Genomic DNA, 19,012 nt, shown 5'->3' on the forward strand with positions numbered 1-19,012 from the left:
TCCATCCTGATTTATAGCGAAGCGAAAAGCCACGTAAGTAAATTCAATTCAGGCTTTTTGTTTCTCGAACCGATACTAAAACTAGTTCAACATGACGTACTGTATTGCACATAAAGAAGTGTTGTTTGTAGTATGAACCTCATAATTTTTCTCATTTAAGAAGATTCCCTTTTAAATAAAAAAGCTCAGAAACACATATTCCTGAGCTTTATAATAAGATTTTAATCATACTTATGTGTAGATAAATTCGCCAAACTCGCTTTTTAGACTTACTTGCTTACTACCTTCTTCCACACGACCTATAAGTTGGGCCTCAATATTAAAACTTTGAGAAATATTGATGATATCCTGAGCAATTTCTTCAGGGCAATAAATTTCCATACGATGCCCCATATTGAATACTTTGTACATTTCTTTCCAATCGGTACCCGATTGCTCGTGGATCAATTTAAAAAGAGGGGGGATAGGAAAGAGATTATCTTTGATCACATGAACGCCATCATTGATAAAATGCAATACTTTGGTTTGCGCACCACCACTGCAATGTACAATACCGTTAATTTGCTTACGGTATTTATCCAATACCCGCTTAATTACGGGTGCGTATGTACGGGTAGGAGACAACACCAGTTTTCCGGCAGTGACACTTTCTGTATCATTAATCTGAACGAGATCTGTCAATTTTTTATGGCCAGAAAATACCAAATCAAAAGGCACTCCAGGGTCAAAGCTCTCCGGGTATTTTTGAGCTACATCTTTACTGAAAACATCGTGACGGGCAGAAGTTAATCCATTTGATCCCATGCCGCCATTGTATTCTTTTTCATAGCTGGCCTGGCCATAAGATGCTAGGCCTACAATTACATCTCCGGGTTTGATGTTGTGATTGCTAATTACATCCTCCTGTTTCATGCGACAGGTTACAGTAGAATCTACAATAATGGTTCTTACTAAATCGCCTACATCGGCTGTTTCTCCACCTGTAGAGTAAATAGAAATACCTAAATTTCTCAACTCTGCCAAAATTTCTTCCGTTCCGTTAATAATAGCAGCAATTACTTCGCCCGGAATCAGATTTTTATTACGGCCGATAGTTGACGAAAGCAGGATGTTCTCTGTAGCGCCCACACAGATTAGATCATCAATATTCATGATGATAGCATCTTGTGCTATACCTTTCCAAACAGATAAATCTCCGGTTTCTTTCCAATAAGTATAAGCTAAAGAAGATTTTGTGCCGGCACCATCGGCATGCATAATATTGCAATAAGAAGGGTCGCCTGACAGTATATCAGGGATAATTTTGCAAAAAGCCTGGGGGAAAATTCCTTTATCGATATTTTTGATTGCTGCGTGTACATCTTCTTTTGAAGCAGATACGCCACGCTGATTATATCTCTCGTTACTCATAATTGCTGCAAAGATAGCTTTTTAAGGTGGAAGGTTAAATGATTAAATGGGTTGAAATGTTAAATTGTTGAGACTTGTAATATTTGAAAGTTACAAGGTTACAGAAGTGATATATAGCAGGAAAGATATAGGATGAAGTTGTTAGATAAGTTGTTTTTTAGAATATGCCTAACGTGTGTATTAAAATAATGAGGCGCAAAAATTACTCTGCACCTCATTTAAAATTTTAAAATTTCTGTTTGAACTTATTTTAAGAATAATAATTCTCTGAATTTAGGTAGTGGCCAAATGCTGTCATCTACTATTTGTTCAAGCTTGTCGGCATTGTAACGGATGGCGTCAAAATAAACCTTAACTTTTTCATCATAAGCAATGGCTTTCTCTCTGCTGTCTTCAATTTTGTTTACTTTTTTGCGTTCTTCGAGCATGGTATCGATGGTATTTTTAAGCACACCTAAATAACCTGATATTTTATTAATAATGCTTAAAGGCGCAGCTATCGCATCGTTATTTAATCCTATTTCTTTTAGCCCTTTTACGTTTTCAATCAGCTTATTCTGATATTCTATTACGGCTGGTATAATTTGGCTATTGGTCACATCGCCCATAACGCGGGCTTCGATCTGTAGTTTTTTGTAAAAATTCTCCAGCATAATTTCATGGCGGGCATGTAATTCTCTTTTACTAAATATATTTAAAGAAGAGAAAAGATCCATTGTTTTTTCACTCACGTACGCATCCAAAGCCTTAGGTGTGGTTTTGATGTTTGATAAACCTCTGCTTTGTGCCTCTGCTGCCCACTCATCGCTGTAACCATTACCTTCAAAACGGATATTTTTAGATTCTTTGATGTACTTACGGATAATCGTTAAAATGGCAACATCTTTTTTCTCACCTTTTTTGATCAGTTTATCAACTTCAAGCTTGAACTTATTCAATTGATCGGCAACGATTGCATTTAAGACTGTCATTGAAGCAGATGAGTTGGCAGATGACCCTACAGCCCTTAACTCGAACTTATTGCCTGTAAATGCAAAAGGAGAAGTTCTGTTACGATCTGTATTATCTAACGCGATTTGAGGTATTTTAGGAATACCTAACCAAAGATTGTCTTCTTTTTTAACTTTATTAATAATCGCTCTTGAGCTTTCTATTTCATCTAATACATCATTTAATTGAGAGCCCAGAAAAATTGAAATAATAGCGGGAGGAGCTTCATTAGCACCTAAACGGTGATCGTTACTTACAGAAGCGATGCTTGCTCTTAACAAATCGGCATGTTCATGAACAGCCTTAATTGTATTCACGAAAAAAGTTAAGAACATTAAATTATTTTTAGGTGTTTTACCGGGGGCCAACAGATTTTTCCCTGTATCGGTAATTAACGACCAGTTGTTGTGCTTACCAGAACCATTGATGCCTGCGTAAGGTTTTTCATGTAATAAAACTTTAAAGTTATGTCGGCGGGCTACTTTTTCCATCAAATCCATCAATAATTGGTTGTGGTCTATGGCCAGATTAATTTCCTCGTAGATTGGCGCACATTCAAACTGAGAGGGGGCTACTTCATTATGACGGGTTTTTAAAGGAATACCTAATTTTAATGCCTCGTTTTCAAAATCTACCATGTAGGCAAAAACACGCTCAGGAATAGAACCGAAATAATGATCTTCTAATTGCTGTCCTTTGGCAGACATACGTCCAAATATTGCGCGGCCAGCAAAAACCATATCAGGACGTGCGTTATAAAGAGCCAGATCAACTAAGAAATATTCTTGTTCAATGCCTAAAGAAGCATTTACTTTAGTAACGCCTTTATCAAAATATTGGCAAACTTCTACTGCGGCTTTATCTATTGCAGCTACTGCTTTTAATAAAGGAGCTTTATAATCTAAAGCTTCGCCGGTATATGAAACAAATACAGTAGGAATACATAGCGTTTTACCGGCTTTATTTTCCATAATAAAAGCAGGAGAAGTAGGATCCCATGCAGTATAACCTCTTGCCTCAAATGTATTACGAATACCACCGTTAGGAAAGCTTGAAGCATCTGGTTCCTGCTGTACTAAGGCACTCCCTGCAAAAACTTCTATAGGACCATCACCACTCGGCTCAAAGAAAGAATCATGCTTTTCGGCAGTTGAGCCTGTAAGCGGTTGAAACCAGTGTGTATAGTGGGTCACTCCTTTTTCCATAGCCCAAGCTTTCATAGCTGCGGCTATTTGATTAGCATCTTCCTGGTTAAGAACTTCGCCATGGTTAATGGCCGACATTAGTTTTTGGAATACATCTTTTGAGAGATATTCTTTCATTTTCTTTCTGTCGAACACATTTGAGCCAAAAAAACTCGAAATTTTTGCAGAATTCAACTTTATTTCTGGTGTAATTCTGTTTTGTGCTTCTTTTACAGCTATTGTTCTTAGATTTTTCATTTGATTTTGGTGGTTTTAGTTAAAATTTTAACAAAAATAAATATTAAATACTTTAAGTTGTATGTATTTTTGTGTTAATATTCTTAAAATGTTTATTATTTATTATTAATTATTGCTTTTAAATATAGAATCTATGTTTTTGGATGAGGAAATTAAATTAATTGTTATTTATGGAAAAATAAAAGATAAGCATCATATGGAAAAATATGAACGCTATGTTTAACAAAACCTCAAATTTATACAACAGCGAGTGGCTTGCTCTTGTATTTGCCAACAGAAATAAAAGTTACGGTGCTTATGTTTTAAGAAAACAATCATCATTAATGCTGGTTAAAGCTTTTTTAATTGCTGCTTCGTTTTTTATATTCTTATTCTTGGTACCTGTAATTTATAACAAGTATAGAGTTAAGGAAGTTAAACCTGTATCTCAGCAAGATGACATGATTATTAGAGATATAACTATAGTGCCTAAAAAGATAGAGGATAAAAAAGAAAAACCAGATTCTAAATCTAAAAAAATAGAAACCCCTAAGGCAGCTCCGGTTAAAGTTCAAAAGACGGTTAATTTGAGTAGCAATATTAATGTGGTGAAGGATGAAATGGTAACTGATGTTCCGCCTTTAACTTCTGAATTGGATAAAGCTGTTATAGGATCTGTTACTCAAAATGGTGAAGAAAATAAAGGTAATATAGCGGTTACCCCAGCTAAAGTAGGAAATGGAGGTGGTACAGATGAAAGTGGATTAGGAGGGAAAAGCAATACAATTTATGATGGTACAGGTATAGATGTTTACCCAGAATTTCCGGGAGGAATGAATGCCTGGGCAAAATACATACAGCGTAATTTAAGATATCCGGTGATGGCACAGGAAGAAGGAGTACAAGGCAAAGTATATTTAAGTTTTGTAATTGAAAAAGATGGCTCTATAACCGATGTTAAGGTTCTTAAAGGTATTGGCTATGGTTGCGATGAAGAAGCTGTAAGGGTAATTAAAAAATCTCCGAAATGGCAGGTAGGAAAACAGAACAATACGGCTGTTAGAGTAAGATACAATATGCCGATCAGTTATACTTTAGCTAATTAATTCTAATTAACGCGATAAGCGCTGCTTTAACGAAGGCGGCGCTTTTATTTATAATGTAAAATAAAAACATTAGCTCTTTTTAAGAAATTGTTTTATAATTTCGTCATTAGAGCGATATGGAATTTAAGTTTCAAATTTTATCACCTGATGAATGGGCATATTATAGCTCATTATACAATTGTGATACGCTTAAAGCAGATCAAAACTTTTTAAATTCGCTGGCAAATACTTATAGTTTAAAGGTTTTACATGTTGCCATTAAACAAAAAGAAGATGTCTATATTTTAACCAGTTTTTTAATAAAAGATAAAAAGATACTTTCTCCAAATCATTATTACTATCAATTCTTCTGGCAAAATTCTAATAAATCTCAATGGCACCATACAGAAGCTTTGTATTTCTTATTGGATGAGCTCAAGAAATCATATAAGGCTATAAATGTAAGATTACCTATATCTGTAAAAGATATCCGTCCTTTTAAATGGCATGGGTTTACTATAGAAACCCGTTATACACTGGTTAAATATTTAAATGATGGAAAGTTACACAAAAACCTTAGCCGTATATTAAAGCATGACGTAACCGTAAACGGCTATAAGTTTGAAACTAATACCTTTTGGAAAGAAAGCCTGGCTTTTCATGATAAGGAACTGAAAAACTTTAAATTTGCCGAAACTTATATACGGCAGGTGATCAGATGGTTTTATGCATTACAGAAAGCAAATCTGGCTTATACCTTTAACGTATTTTATAAAGATGAGTTTGTTTCATCGATCATCGCTATTGTAGATGAAAAAGACAAAAAGGCTTATTTCCCATTAATAGGAACAGTAAAAGAACATTCTTCTAAAGGCATTTCATCTTTCTTATATCAATATGCTTTAAATCAACTTAAGGATTTAGGTGTAGAAAAAGTGGACCTGTACGGTGCCGACATGCGAGAGATAGCCATGTTTAAACAAAAATTTGAACCCGAATTACAAAATTTCTATGTGGCGAAATATTCTGTCTACAATAATAAGTTGCAAAATCTGATTATGTACCTTAAAACATTTGTAAAAAAAATTGTAAGATAGATGGATAATAAAGATCTCAAAGTATTTTTTTTGCCGGCATGGTACCCGAATCCTGATAACAGGATAGGGGGGATTTTTATAAAAGAGCATGCAAAAGCTTTGGTAAATAAAGTAAAGCTTTTAGTTGTGTTTTACGTGTTTCCTTATCGTAATTCAAAAAAACTTATTGAAATTCATCAATATCAGGAAGAAGGGATTCAGCATTACATTATCTATCATAAGCGTTTTAAGGGTGTACTGTTCGTCTTTAATTATTTTTTATATGCCTATTGCTTATTTGCAGGTTATTTTAAGGTCTTAAAGCTATATGGTAAACCTCATATTAATCATGTGCATGTTTTAACCCGGGTTGGGCTACCAGCTATGCTGATCAAGTTTATATATAAAGTTCCCTATGTAATAACAGAGCATTGGAGCAGATACCTATCAAACTCCGTTCAGTATAAAGGTTCGATTAGAAAATGGATAACTAAAAAGATCATAAATTATTCGGACGGCTTGTCAACTGTTTCAGATAATCTGGGATTTGCCATGAAAAAAAAAGGTTTGTACCATTCTAATTTTCCTGTTATTTATAATACTGTAGATATAAATTCATTCTACAAAATATTTCCTGAGCACTCTCATGAAAAGATAAAGTTCTTGCATGTATCCGGTATAGAAAATAGTGTTAAGAATGTAAGTGGTATATTGGAAGCGGTTGTTTTATTAAGGCAAAAAATCAGTCATTTTGAATTACATATTATAGGTGACCATGCAGACAGGGAAAAATATGAAGACTATGTAAAATTGAATGGTTTGGATAATGTGTTTTTTTACGGTGAGTTATATGGAAGCGACCTGGTCAAACATTATCAGAATAGCGATGTATTTGTTCTTTTTAGTAATTATGAGAATTTACCTTGTGTTTTATTAGAAGCTCTTTGTTGCGGGCTACCACTAATAGCTTCTGATGTAGGGGGAGTTAGTGAAATTGTAAATGAGAATAATGGTATTTTGGTAAAATCAAAAGATATTACAAATCTATCAGAGGCAATGGAGTTCATGGCAAATAATCTAAAAAAGTTTGATGCATCGAGAATAATAGCAGATGCCAGAAATAAATATGCTTATCAAAACGTATCTGAAGAATTTCTTTCTTTTTACAACAAAGCGCTGGGATACTTATCGCATTAAATAAATTTTCCCAAAATTGTTTTTAAAGTATTTATCCGTTGAATTGTATTTATGTTTTATATCTGATTTATCCTTGTTTTCGTAAGTAACATTATAAAAGTACACACCGTTTGCAAGTCTGTCGCCAAACTGATCTGTTCCATCCCATTTAAATGTACTGATGTTATTTCCTATGTAAACCGGTCCCAGTTCATTCTTGAAAATTTCTCTGACAATCTTACCTGTAACTGTCATAATCTGTACCTTAATATTATCAGGTATTTTTCCTGTAACCTGAAACACAAACTGCATTGAAGTAGTAAATGGATTAGGGTATGGCAGGAAATTGGTAATAGTTTGTTCGTTTATAACCTCAAAATTAATCAGATAATCATTAGTGGTGTTATAATTACCGCTAACATCTTTACTTTTTATTTTTAGTGTATAATTTCCATCCTGTAAAAGTTCAGGTAAATAAATAAAGCTGATCCTATTGTTATTAGAAGACCCTGCATTTTGAATATTAAGTTTGTTGGAGCTAAAAGAAACACGTTTGAATGCGGCATCTTTTAGACTTTTAATGTAAACTTCGACAACAGTAGTATCTTTTAGGATAAGGAATTTATTTTCATCAGTAATGCTGATCTGAATTTGTGGTTTGGGTGAGATTATTTCTCCATTGATAATTCTTTTGTTATCAAATAGCACATCTACAAGAGGTTCTTTCTTATCTGAAATGACCTCAAAATTGTAATTAACAAAATTATTTGCAGGTAGCTTGTCTTTTTGATCTTTTGGCTCGGCATCAAATTGTATAATGTTGTTTCCGGTTAATCCGTTGGTAGGATATGTAAAAGTTACTTTCTCTTTGTCGTTAATAATTAGAGGTTTCAGCGTAACAATACTGCCTGTTACTACAGAACGATCTGCTTTGGTAAGTTTATAGTTAACTTTAACAGAATCAGATTTTATATTTTCAAGATTAGAAATACCAATCTGAATTTTTAGAGAATCTCCTTCTTCAATTTTGTTTTTATAAAAATAATTAACAGTTCTCGCATCAAAAGTAATATCAGGATAACCTTTGTATAATACTTTCCATGACTTCAGATTAGCAGGTTTTTTATCTGTATTATTCGTTGTATTTGCCTGTATTCTCAGAAAAGGATAAGTTGTAGCCGAAATATCAGAAATATCAATCTGATCATTTGAAATATTATTTTTTAAACTGGTTTCATCTCCATTAGATTTTACGCCTATAATGGTGTAATTAAGATTATCATTACTACCCTTAGACAGATTAAAAGTAACACTGTTCCATTTAGATGAGGGGCCTATTTTTTCAGACAGGTAATAACCATTATCGCCAGGTGTAGGCAGATCATAAGTAAAGTCAAGCAGCTGTTCAGATGGTAAAATAGCTGAGCTATAATCGGCTGTTTTTTCTATGGAAGTGAAAGAACTGTTGTTCTTTCTTCCCCAAAAAGCATAAGGTTCTCCATTTTCTAAACTTTCAAATTGAGAAAGCCCTAAACTTTGAAAAGCAGTTTTAATTGCAGGGGGTAGATTTTTAGGTGCAAAATTGTTTCCACTCATACCAATAACATAATAGTTATTGGGTACCTGATTTAAATAACTGAGCAAAGAATCTGTTTCTGACGGAGAATTTGTATTAAAGAAAAACTGTCCTGTGCCATGTACATTATCATTTTTAAAATTAAGAGGGCTCGGATAATTAAAAGTCAGCAATAGATTCTGTGGATTTAAAGCTACCAGGCTGATACCTTCAAACTCGGGACTGTTAAAAGCGATTGAACCACCCGAAACACTTGTTCTTATTCTTCTTTCAGTTAGTTTGGGGGCATAATTGCCTCTGGTTTTAACCTGAACAGGAAAAGCAATATTGGCATAATTAAAACTTTGATAATTGCTTGAGGTAATATTTTTTAAAGTAAGATTATCCAGTTGCTGGTAATGTCCCTGATTCCAGCCCTCTTCACTACCAGCTATGAAAGTAAAGGAGCTGCTTTGCCAATTGTTATTATTGCTATTGTCATTTAATTTAGCTCTCCAATAATATACTTTGTTATTTTCTAAATTAATTTGAGGTTTCCAGCTTGTTAAAGCGTTACCATTTATCAGACCCGAATTTATCTTCCAGTTACTGTTAAAACTACTTAAAGTATCTAACTCGAAAATATAACTAAGGTTTTCCTGAGTTAAGTTATTGGATTGTACGGTTAGAGATAAACCCTGATTACTTACAATAGCAAACTTGGCCGGAGAGATTATATTAATACCATTAGAAGGGATATAATAAGTAAACTCGGCTTTATTGTTAATTTTAGTTAATTCATCAATGCTATTTTGCGGATCTATAGATACGGAAAATTTATTGTTTCCAGCTGAATTGGAAATATTATTATCTAAATCAAAATATAAAGTGTCTGTATTGTATAACTTGCTGAAAGTCTTTATGGGATAATTAATTATAGTATTGTCAGATAAGGTACGGGTTACTGCAACAGTTACATTATTTTGTATGGCTTTTCCATTATTTTTTACAATAACAAAAAGTTTTAAAGAATTATTATTTGCGTTAATGTTATTGCCTTCTAATCCTATAGACCTGTTGGTTATTTCATAATCAGGTTTTTGGGGTGCATAAAAGGTTATGGTAGGATCACCTATAAAAATATACTGTCTGAGATGCGCCCTGTTATATTCATCATTTGGATTTTGATAAGCTTTAGAAGCATTTAACAGGTTTCTGGCTACAGATTTTCCATAATTGGAATAAAAAGAGTTCTGATAAAATAGGTTGGTAAAGTTCGACAGGTAGGAGGCGATTCCTTCGCTGCTGCTACCAATCCAACCAATCGCGCCTTTATCTGGCTGGAAAATATAACTTTCGGCCATTGAGCCATTAATAAAAGCATTACCTGTACTACAACCATTTATAAGATAGAAAAGCAATTTGTTCTTGTTGTTTAAATAAGAGGGACTGCCTACCGAAACGGCGGTATTGGTACTGCTGCCATGCCCGAGGTAGGTTACCATTGCGGCTCCTTCATTAATATGGTTACTTATCTTACCTACAAGATTATCTGTAATAGGATCTGTAACGCTTTTATAAAAACTGATGGTATTACTGCCAAAATATTCCTGAGATGAGATACTGGAATGTGTTTTCAGGTAATTAGAAAAAGCAACATCTTCGCTACTATTTGCACCACCTGTGATGTTGATGATGTTTTTTCTCCAAATAGAATCGGGTTGATTTTCGTATAGCTTTAATTTGTTTAAATAAATCCTGACTTCGTTATCAGATGTGGCAGGTATGCGTCCAGTTGCAATTTCAGGTGCTAAATTATTGCCTGTTAACCCGGAACTCAGGAAAGAATCGGATGCAGGATATCCCATAGTAGGAACCAAATTATCAGCAAGTCTATCTTTAGGGAGCTCATAACCTTTTCCCAATAATAAAAGATATTCAGGTTTTATGGAGCTTTGGGTAATCAGGTACTTTAACAGATTCTTAATTGCAAGAGGATGGTGCTGTCCATAATAAAACTGATTATAAATGTCATCAGTAATTAGGATTAGAGGTTTAAAGCCTTTTGTTGCCTTATAGGAAGCATATTCATTAGCAGAAGCAGTAAGCTTCTTGTTTGTAATGATCAACAGATCATAGTTGAAACCTGAGACCGTAGGCATATTCTGAAAAGATACATTTTCAAGAGCCGGTGTTAAATAAGCACTTTGTTCATAAACTATAAGCTGGTTATTTTGAGAGTTATTAACTTTAAAGCTAAACTGATTACCATTTTTAGTGCCGATATATTTTTCTGCGGTTGTTGGATTTAAAATCCAGGCAGTGTTCCAATTGGTATTTGTAAAGTTTAATAAGGTTTTATCTAATGTTGTATTCAATTTAAAAGCCAAATAGCTTAAGCCTGAAGCATCAAAAGATCTGCTATAAGTAATTCGGGCATATGCCGGAGCCTGATAATCACTTTCGGCTCCTAAATCATTAAGGGAAGAAAAAGTTAGAACAGAACCCAAAGAAAGACTTTGGTTTAGAAAAATTTTAGATCTGATAATCTCATAACCCCGAAATAAAGTATCTGCTATGGGTTGATTATTTAAACTTAACCGTAAATGATGATTAAAATTTTGAGGATTAGTATTACTGGCATTTGATCTTCCCGCTACATAATATTCCAGATAGGGTTTAAAGGAAGGAACTGAAATAAAAAAAGGAGTGTTTAAGTTCCTGTTTTGTGAGTTTCCAAGACCATAAGAGTTACCTAAATAGCCTTCACCTTCAATATATTCAGAAAGAGATAATGCGCTGATGAGAAATCTGCCAGGATAGTACATTTCAGCAAAATTACCCGAAGCCGTATAAATCATGTAATTTTCGGGTATAGGTATATTATCATTTATGGTGACAGTCTGGTATCTTTTACCTTCACCGGTACCAACAGTTATAAAATAGGTAGAAAATTCATCAAAGAGGCTAACCTCAGGATTGGGTTGTAAAGTAGATGGCGTATATAAGGGCTCATCTAATTTGCCGTCATTTTTTTGGCCGTAAAATTCTATGAAATCATTACTGTCGAAGCTGTTATCGTTTTCTCCTTCAATATATACGGGTATTTCTTTTCCTCTGAAATAGATCTGAAAATTTTTAGGATTGGGATTGCCGGTAAGAAAACCTAGACTGCTAAGCTGGTTGTAAGTTATTTTATACACGCCATCCTGATTTAGTTTTATTTTTATATACTTCTGGTCTTTTTGAATCCATTCATTGCCATAAATGGTTTGTGCCTTGCAAAAAAATGAAAGAAAAATAAATACTAAAACGTACAGGTATTTCATTTGGTTTACTTCTTAAATCAAAAATAACAATTATGTGGACTGAACCTATACAAGTAAATCTTTATTTTTAGAGATACCGTAAATTTCTAAATTGATAATGGCATAAAAAAACCTGCCAGTTGGCAGGTCTTTATTCTATTTGTTTTTATTTTCTATCCATTTTCTGGCATTTACAAATGCTTCCATCCATGGCGAAACTTCATCTGTTCTGCCAGCAGGGTAGTGTGCCCAGTGCCATTGGAACAACGAACGTTCTATATGTGGCATCATAACTAAGTGTCGACCTGTTTCATCGCACATCATAGCAGTATTAAAATCAGAACCGTTAGGATTAGCAGGGTAGCTCTCATAAGCATATTTAGCTACGATCTGATATTGATCCTCGCTTAACGGAAGGCTAAATTTACCTTCTCCATGCGATACCCAAACACCTATTGTACTGCCTGCAAGTGTAGAAAGCATTACAGAATTGTTTTCCTGTACAGTTAATGAAGTAAAGATACTTTCATGCTTTTTACTATCGTTATGCAGCATTTTTGGTTTAATCTCATGGTTTTTATTGATTAATCCTAGCTCAATAAATAACTGACAGCCGTTACAGATACCAACCGATAAAGTATCGTCACGGTCAAAGAAATTTTGTAGGGCAAGTCTTGCCTTTTCATTATACAAGAATGCGCCAGCCCATCCTTTGGCAGATCCTAGAACATCAGAATTTGAGAAACCTCCAACAGCCCCGATAAATTGAATGTCTTCTAAGGTTTCTCTTCCCGAAATCAGGTCGGTCATGTGCACATCTCTAACCTCAAAACCTGCTAAATGCATGGCATTGGCCACTTCACGCTCAGAGTTACTGCCTTTTTCGCGTAAAATAGCAGCTTTAGGACGTGGTTTTGAATTGTCGATTACTGGTTTTTCTCCTGTAAAATGAGCAGGGAAATTGAAATTTAAAGGTTGTTTTTTATAATTGTCAAAACGGGTCTGCGCTAAGCCGTTGGCGGTTTGTTTTTGATCTAATAAAAATGAGGTTTTAAACCATACATCACGCAAATGATTGATATCGAACTTGTATTCTTCTTCCTGATTTTTAAGCGTTAATTGAGCTTCATTGGTTACATTGCCCAATTTTACAAAATTTACACCCTTAGCATTTAAAGTTGTTTCAATATTGGAATCTGCTTGGAAAACAATACCAATATTTTCAGCAAAAAGCACTTTAATGGTATCACTTTCGTTTAATGCGCTAAGATTTATGTTTGCTCCAAGATTTACATCTGCGAAACACATTTCCAATAAAGTAGTGATTAAACCACCGCTGCCAATATCATGTCCGGCTTTAATTTTTCCTTCTTTAATTAATTGTTGTATAGTATTAAACGCAGTTTTAAAAGCTTTGCCATCTTTGATATCAGTAGTTTCATGGCCAATTTTATTAACAATCTGGGCAAATGAAGAACCGCCTAACTGATAAGCATCGTTAGATAAGTTAATATAATAAATGTTGCCGCCATCTTTTTGTAAAACTGGTTCAACAACTTTTCTAATATCATTACAGTTTGCCGCTGCAGAAATAATCACCGTACCCGGAGCAATTACTTCGGTATCTTTATATTTCTGTTTCATGGAAAGCGAATCCTTACCAGTAGGGATATTGATACCTAGTTCAATTGCAAAAGCTGAACAAGCTTCTACAGCTTTATATAGTCTGGCATCTTCGCCTGCGTTTTTACAGGCCCACATCCAGTTGGCCGATAAAGAAACGCTCTGTAAACCATCTTTTAAAGGTGCCCATATAATATTAGATAATGCTTCTCCGATGGCATTCCTGCTTCCGGCAGCAGGATCGATTAATGCAGCAAGTGGAGCATGACCAACTGAAGTAGCTATACCTTCTTTGCCTTGAAAATCTAAGGCCATAACGCCACAATTGTTCAGGGGTAGTTGCAATGGGCCGGCACATTGCTGCTTGGCAACACGACCGCCTACACAACGGTCAACTTTGTTGGTTAACCAGTCTTTACAGGCAACCGCTTCAAGTTGTAAAACCTGTTCTAAATATTGTTGTAAATTTTCTTTCTGGTAAGATATAGGCTGATAAGTATAATCAATGGTTTTATCTTCCATAATCATTTTTGGCGAACTGCCAAACATGTCGCTTAAAGCCATATCCATTGGTTTGGCCCCGGTGGTTGCAGATTCAAAAGTAAAGCGGTGATCGCCTGTTACTTTACCTACAGTGTACATTGGCGAACGTTCTCTGTCTGCGATTTTTTGTAAAGTAGCAATGTTTTCTTCGCTGATTACCAATCCCATGCGTTCTTGAGATTCGTTACCGATAATCTCTTTCGCTGAAAGGGTAGGATCGCCAACAGGAAGCTTGTCCATATCTATTCTTCCACCTGTAGCTTCAACCAGTTCAGATAAACAGTTTAAATGACCGCCAGCACCATGATCGTGTATAGAAATAATGGTGTTATGATCGCTCTCAACCATACCACGCACAGCATTAGCTGCACGTTTTTGCATTTCGGGGTTAGAACGTTGGATGGCATTTAACTCTATGCCGCTTCCAAAAGCGCCGGTATCAGCAGATGATACGGCAGCGCCTCCCATTCCGATACGATAATTTTCTCCGCCTAAAACAACGATGTTATCGCCTGCCTGAGGCTCTTGCTTCTTGGCCTGGTCAATTTTGCCATAGCCAATACCACCTGCAAGCATAATCACTTTATCGAAACCTAATTTTCTGGCATCTTCTTCATGCTCAAAAGTTAATACTGATCCGGTGATCAGCGGCTGGCCAAATTTATTTCCAAAATCAGAAGCTCCGTTAGAAGCTTTAATCAAGATATCCATTGGGGTTTGGTATAGCCATTTTCTTTCTTCCATGCCTTTTTCCCAGGGACGGGTTTCTTCCAAGCGAGAAAGGGCAGTCATATAAACCGCAGTTCCGGCCAAAGGCAAAGAACCTTGCCCGCCAGCTAAACGGTCTCTGATCTCACCGCCTGAACCTGTGGCCGCACCATTGAATGGCTCAACAGTGGTCGGAAAATTATGTGTTTCGGCTTTTAAAGAAATAACCGATTCAAATTCTTTTACTTGATATGAAGAAGGTTCATCAGCACGTTTTGGCGCAAATTGCTGAACTTTAGGTCCTTTGATAAAAGCTACATTGTCTTTATATGCAGAAACGATATCGTTAGGATGTGTTTCAGAGGTTTTCTTGATCAGCTTAAATAAAGAAGTCGGTTTTTCTTCACCATCAATGATAAAAGTACCATTAAAGATTTTATGACGGCAATGCTCTGAATTTACCTGAGAAAAACCAAAAACTTCAGAATCGGTAAGTTTACGGCCTAATTTTTTGCTCAAATTATCAAGGTAGTTAACTTCCTCATCGCTCAAAGCCAATCCTTCTTGTTTGTTATAAGCAGCAATGTCACTTATTTCCAGTATAGGTTCTGGTTGAATATTAATAGTGTAAATATCCTGATTTAAACCCTCGTATTTTTGCGATAGCATAGGGTCGAAATCCGTGTAACTCTCATCCACTTTTTTAAACTCTTCAATCCTGATTACACCATTCATACTCATGTTCTGTGTAATTTCCACAGCATTGGTGCTCCATGGAGTAATCATAGCGGCTCTCGGGCCTACAAAAAAGCCTTCTAAAACAGGCTGTGCCACTAATTTGGCACCGCCAAAAAGCCATTCTAATTTTTCAATATCAGTTGCAGAAAGTGTATGGTTTGCCTGTAATGCAAAAACCTCGTCAGATTGACCTAGAAAGAAATGAATCATGCTTGTATTTTGAACTGCAAATTTACGGTTTATAATTTAAAACTGCCATGAAAATAGGGTAATAATGTTTGGCTTTTTTTAATTTGGCAGAGTTTTTTGTAAACCTTTATTCTTGCTTTGTGCGTAAAAATATTTTCAAGTTTAAACAGTTTGAAGTTGACCAAAGTGGCTGCGCCATGAAAATAAATACAGATGGTGTTTTATTGGCAGCTTTAGCTCAAAGTGAAAGCCCCGAACGTATTCTGGATATTGGTACAGGTACCGGCGTGCTGGCACTTATGCTGGCTCAAAGATTTATGAAAGCACAGGTAGAAGCCGTTGAAATAGACCAGGATGCCGCAAATACAGCCAGAAGTAATTTTATACATTCTCCTTTTAAGGAACGGATGGTTGCTCATCACGTGGCAATAGAAGATTATTCTAGTCTTGAAAAATTTGATCTTATTGTATCAAATCCACCCTATTTTGTGAACGATTTTAAAAACGCCAACTTGAAAAAGGAAGTGGCCAGGCATGCTAGTTTTCAATTTTTTAAAGATCTGCTTGCTAAAGCAGCTTTTTTATTAAACAACAAAGGAAAGTTTTGGTTTATCTTACCGCCTAAACAGGCAGACTTTGTGATGAATGAGGGCTTAAAAATTGACCTGTTTGTAGATCAGGTTGTATCTGTTCATTCCGATAAAAGTAAACCTGTGATTAGGAAAATAGTTTGCCTGAATAAAGAAAACAATCTTGTGCATTGTAGCGATTTCTATATCTATGAAGCCCAAAACAAGTATACGCCTGCTTACCAGGCACTGTTAAGCGATTTCTTTTTGATATTTTAACATTGCTTTTAGCAATTTATTTATTGAATAAACAAGAGAAATAGTCATAATTTTGCTGTAGAGGGCAAAATAAAACCTGATGAAAAAAATAGGATTACTTTCGGATACGCATGGTTTTTTGGACGATGCCGTTTTCAAGCATTTTGATGATTGCGATGAAATCTGGCATGCAGGGGATTTTGGGCCTGATGTTGCAGAGCCTTTAGCAGCTTTTAAACCTTTACGTGGTGTATATGGCAATATCGATACGCAGGACATCAGACAGCAATTTCCAGAACATAACAGGTTCATGTGTGAAGGAGTTGATGTATGGATAACCCATATAGGCGGTTATCCGGGGAGATATTCTCCTTTGGTGAAGCCTGAAATTTACACTAAGCCTCCGAAGCTTTTTATTTGCGGACATTCACATATCTTAAAGGTAATATATGATGATAAAATTAAATGTCTTCATATTAACCCTGGTGCTGCCGGAAAACATGGCTGGCATAAAAAAAGAACTTTAATTCGCTTTTGCATTTCAGAAGAAAAAATACATACCTTAGCGGTCATAGAATTAGGAGATAGATAACGTAAAAAATACACTAAGTATATGATGTCAGGTATAACCACGCTGGGGCAGTTTATCATAGAGAAACAGGCAGATTTTCCATACGCCAAAGGCGAACTTTCGAGATTATTAAGAGATATTGGTATTGCAGCAAAAATTGTAAACCGGGAAGTAAATAAAGCCGGACTGGTAGATATTTTGGGAGATGCAGGTACGACTAATATACAGGGTGAGGGTCAGAAAAAATTAGATGTATATGCTAACGACCAATTTATTTCTGCTTTAAGAAGTGGGGGAGAGTGCTGCATTGTTGCTACCGAAGAGGAAGATAATTTTGTGCCAATCGATTCGCCGGTATCTAAAAATGCCAGATATATCGTTTGTATCGATCCTTTAGATGGTTCATCCAACATTGACGTAAACGTAGCGGTTGGAACTATTTTCTCCATCTATCGCCGTAAATCAACAGAAGGGCTAGCTACTATTGATGATGTTTTGCAAAAAGGTACTGAACAGGTGGCTGCGGGTTATGTAATCTATGGTTCATCAACCATGTTGGTTTACACTACCGGAAAAGGTGTAAATGGTTTTACGTTGGATCCGTCTATAGGAGAGTTTTGTTTATCGCATCCAAAAATGAAAGTGCCTGAAGATGGGGTAATCTATTCGATCAATGAAGGTAACTATGTACATTTCCCCGAAGGTGTGAAGAAATACCTTAAATATGCGCAAGTAGAAGATAAAGAAACCAGAAGACCTTATACCTCAAGATATATAGGTTCAATGGTGGCCGATATACATAGGAATCTGATTAAAGGGGGAATTTATATTTACCCCACAACGGCTGCTTCGCCAAAAGGTAAATTACGCTTATTGTATGAATGTAATCCTATGGCTTTTATCATAGAGCAGGCGGGAGGTATGGCTTCTGATGGTTTAAACAGAATATTGGATATTAATCCAACCGAACTGCATCAAAGAACATCTATTTTTATAGGTTCTCCTAAAATGGTTAAAAAAGCAGAAGAATTCATGGCCGAGTTTTCGCCTGTAAAAAAATTATAATAAGGCGTTGTTGTTTCTTTCCTGCTCAAAAGCCTGGTCTATTGCCCAGTTGGCTTTGTCTTGAGAGGCTGCAACTGCTAAACGGTCACAACGCTCATTCTCGGGATGCTCGTTGTGGCCTTTAATCCATACAAACCTGATCTGGTGTAATTTATGCAGCGCTAAGTACTGCATCCACAGGTCTTTGTTCTTTTTCCCTGCAAAACCTTTTTGCACCCAACCAAATACCCATTTCTTTTCAACAGAATCTACCACGTATTTACTATCAGAGAAGATGGTAACCTGATGTCCGGTAGTTTTTAAAGCTTTTAAACCTACAATTACGGCAAGCAGTTCCATGCGGTTATTGGTGGTAAGCCTAAAACCTCCGCTAAGTTCTTTATAATGTTTGCCCGATCGTAATATTACGCCATATCCGCCGGGTCCGGGATTACCGCTTGCAGCACCGTCTGTATAAATTTCAATCATAGTATGGTTACAAAACTAACTTTTTAACAGTTAAAAATGTAACGATGCTTAATTGTAAGAAAAACAAAGTTTTTAAGGTCTTGAAGATAAAGGGATTGCTTAGTAGACTGATGAAATTTTTTAAAAATATTTGATTTGTTACGATATATTTCTATTTTTGTAACCTCAAAAACACGGTGATTGTAGCTCAGTTGGTTAGAGCGTCGGATTGTGGTTCCGAAGGTCGTGGGTTCGAGACCCATCATTCACCCAACAGTTT

At 35.6% G+C, this 19,012-nt stretch carries 11 protein-coding genes and 1 tRNA gene; 7 read left to right on the forward strand and 5 right to left on the reverse strand.

Annotation, left to right across the window (positions count from 1 at the left end):
- Positions 1-231: 231 nt before the first annotated feature.
- Both ACLHG9_RS08640 and ACLHG9_RS08645 read right to left on the reverse strand, forming a co-directional pair.
- The gene (locus tag ACLHG9_RS08640; RefSeq protein ID WP_410221099.1) at positions 232-1,410 is read right to left on the reverse strand and encodes an AIR synthase related protein; all 1,179 of its coding nucleotides are present in this window, start codon (positions 1,408-1,410) and stop codon (positions 232-234) included.
- A gap of 245 nt (positions 1,411-1,655) precedes the next feature.
- A complete protein-coding gene (locus ACLHG9_RS08645) occupies positions 1,656-3,842 on the reverse strand; it encodes a glutamine synthetase III (RefSeq protein WP_410221100.1) in 2,187 nt (728 codons plus the stop codon).
- A 215-nt stretch (positions 3,843-4,057) separates the two neighbouring features.
- Here ACLHG9_RS08645 and ACLHG9_RS08650 point away from each other — a divergent pair, with 215 nt between their 5' ends.
- The 3 genes from ACLHG9_RS08650 to ACLHG9_RS08660 all read left to right on the forward strand — a co-directional run bounded on the left by ACLHG9_RS08650 (position 4,058) and on the right by ACLHG9_RS08660 (position 7,179).
- On the forward strand, positions 4,058-4,927 hold the full coding sequence (locus ACLHG9_RS08650; RefSeq protein ID WP_410221101.1) for an energy transducer TonB: 870 nt from the start codon (positions 4,058-4,060) through the stop codon (positions 4,925-4,927).
- 116 nt (positions 4,928-5,043) lie between these two features.
- Complete coding sequence (locus ACLHG9_RS08655; protein ID WP_410221102.1) at positions 5,044-6,003, forward strand: hypothetical protein; 960 nt, start codon at positions 5,044-5,046, stop codon at positions 6,001-6,003.
- Complete coding sequence (locus ACLHG9_RS08660; protein ID WP_410221103.1) at positions 6,004-7,179, forward strand: glycosyltransferase; 1,176 nt, start codon at positions 6,004-6,006, stop codon at positions 7,177-7,179.
- Here ACLHG9_RS08660 and ACLHG9_RS08665 read toward each other — a convergent pair.
- Positions 7,168-12,042 carry a C25 family cysteine peptidase gene (locus ACLHG9_RS08665; protein WP_410221104.1) on the reverse strand — a complete coding sequence of 1,625 codons (4,875 nt, stop codon included), beginning with the start codon at positions 12,040-12,042 and terminating at the stop codon, positions 7,168-7,170. The two genes, ACLHG9_RS08660 and ACLHG9_RS08665, sit on opposite strands and share 12 nt — an antisense overlap.
- A gap of 135 nt (positions 12,043-12,177) precedes the next feature.
- Positions 12,178-15,843, reverse strand: a complete 3,666-nt coding sequence (purL, locus tag ACLHG9_RS08670) for a phosphoribosylformylglycinamidine synthase (RefSeq protein ID WP_410221105.1) — start codon at positions 15,841-15,843, stop codon at positions 12,178-12,180.
- A gap of 119 nt (positions 15,844-15,962) precedes the next feature.
- Here purL and ACLHG9_RS08675 point away from each other — a divergent pair, with 119 nt between their 5' ends.
- The 3 genes from ACLHG9_RS08675 to fbp all read left to right on the forward strand — a co-directional run bounded on the left by ACLHG9_RS08675 (position 15,963) and on the right by fbp (position 18,285).
- Positions 15,963-16,670: a tRNA1(Val) (adenine(37)-N6)-methyltransferase gene (locus ACLHG9_RS08675; RefSeq protein WP_410221106.1), complete on the forward strand. Its 708-nt coding sequence runs from the start codon at positions 15,963-15,965 to the stop codon at positions 16,668-16,670.
- A gap of 79 nt (positions 16,671-16,749) precedes the next feature.
- Positions 16,750-17,241, forward strand: a complete 492-nt coding sequence (locus ACLHG9_RS08680; protein WP_410221107.1) for a metallophosphoesterase family protein — start codon at positions 16,750-16,752, stop codon at positions 17,239-17,241.
- Positions 17,242-17,265: 24 nt separating this feature from the next.
- Complete coding sequence (fbp, locus tag ACLHG9_RS08685; RefSeq protein WP_410221699.1) at positions 17,266-18,285, forward strand: class 1 fructose-bisphosphatase; 1,020 nt, start codon at positions 17,266-17,268, stop codon at positions 18,283-18,285.
- Here the strand turns inward: fbp and rnhA are convergent.
- A complete protein-coding gene (gene rnhA / locus ACLHG9_RS08690; RefSeq protein WP_410221108.1) occupies positions 18,280-18,753 on the reverse strand; it encodes a ribonuclease HI in 474 nt (157 codons plus the stop codon). The genes fbp and rnhA overlap by 6 nt on opposite strands.
- 175 nt (positions 18,754-18,928) lie before the next feature.
- Between rnhA and ACLHG9_RS08695 the strand changes: the two genes are divergently transcribed.
- Positions 18,929-19,004, forward strand: a tRNA-His gene (locus ACLHG9_RS08695).
- The last annotated feature ends 8 nt before the right edge of the window (positions 19,005-19,012 follow it).

The sequence above is a fragment of the Pedobacter sp. genome (genome assembly GCF_046462515.1).
GTDB lineage: Bacteria > Bacteroidota > Bacteroidia > Sphingobacteriales > Sphingobacteriaceae > Pedobacter.

What these genes read in the sequence shown, in the direction of transcription:
- ACLHG9_RS08680 (WP_410221107.1), top strand. Translation starts at nt 16,750, where the DNA reads ATGAAAAAAATAGGATTACTTTCGGATACGCATGGTTTTTTGGACGAT.
- ACLHG9_RS08640 (WP_410221099.1), bottom strand. Translation starts at nt 1,410, where the DNA reads ATGAGTAACGAGAGATATAATCAGCGTGGCGTATCTGCTTCAAAAGAA.
- purL (WP_410221105.1), bottom strand. Translation starts at nt 15,843, where the DNA reads ATGATTCATTTCTTTCTAGGTCAATCTGACGAGGTTTTTGCATTACAG.
- ACLHG9_RS08665 (WP_410221104.1), bottom strand. Translation starts at nt 12,042, where the DNA reads ATGAAATACCTGTACGTTTTAGTATTTATTTTTCTTTCATTTTTTTGC.
- rnhA (WP_410221108.1), bottom strand. Translation starts at nt 18,753, where the DNA reads ATGATTGAAATTTATACAGACGGTGCTGCAAGCGGTAATCCCGGACCC.
- ACLHG9_RS08645 (WP_410221100.1), bottom strand. Translation starts at nt 3,842, where the DNA reads ATGAAAAATCTAAGAACAATAGCTGTAAAAGAAGCACAAAACAGAATT.
- ACLHG9_RS08655 (WP_410221102.1), top strand. Translation starts at nt 5,044, where the DNA reads ATGGAATTTAAGTTTCAAATTTTATCACCTGATGAATGGGCATATTAT.
- ACLHG9_RS08660 (WP_410221103.1), top strand. Translation starts at nt 6,004, where the DNA reads ATGGATAATAAAGATCTCAAAGTATTTTTTTTGCCGGCATGGTACCCG.
- ACLHG9_RS08650 (WP_410221101.1), top strand. Translation starts at nt 4,058, where the DNA reads ATGTTTAACAAAACCTCAAATTTATACAACAGCGAGTGGCTTGCTCTT.
- fbp (WP_410221699.1), top strand. Translation starts at nt 17,266, where the DNA reads ATGTCAGGTATAACCACGCTGGGGCAGTTTATCATAGAGAAACAGGCA.